This is a genomic window from Schleiferilactobacillus perolens DSM 12744 (assembly GCF_001435585.1).
Lineage (GTDB): Bacteria > Bacillota > Bacilli > Lactobacillales > Lactobacillaceae > Schleiferilactobacillus > Schleiferilactobacillus perolens.
On sequence record NZ_AZEC01000084.1, the window covers coordinates 1 to 294 of the forward strand.

Below are 294 nucleotides of genomic sequence, written 5' to 3' on the forward strand. Positions count from 1 at the left end.
GTCATCTTGCCGCCATAGCTGTCTGCGGTTTTGACATGCCCGCACCGCGAACAGCGCTGAGTCGACGGGAAGAAACGATCGGCGATCACCACGTGGCGATGCTGCCAAGCGGCCTTGTCTTCAATCGCTGTGCGTAATCGGCGAAAGAGGCTGCGCTGCAGACCCTTGACTTTGTTTTTGCCCATTTTCATGGCGCGGACGTTGAGGTCTTCCAGACAAATCACTGGATAATCTCTGACAACCTGGTGGCTAAATTTGTGGATCAAATCATCCTGCAAAGCATTCACCTGCTGA

The 294-nt window shown here is 53.4% G+C and carries 1 protein-coding gene; it reads right to left on the reverse strand.

Features of this window, described 5'->3' with window-relative positions; genetic code table 11:
• Positions 1-278: zinc ribbon domain-containing protein (locus FD09_RS15720; RefSeq protein ID WP_162261535.1), on the reverse strand; the 278-nt coding region annotated here is incomplete at its 3' end.
• Positions 279-294 lie beyond the last annotated feature (16 nt).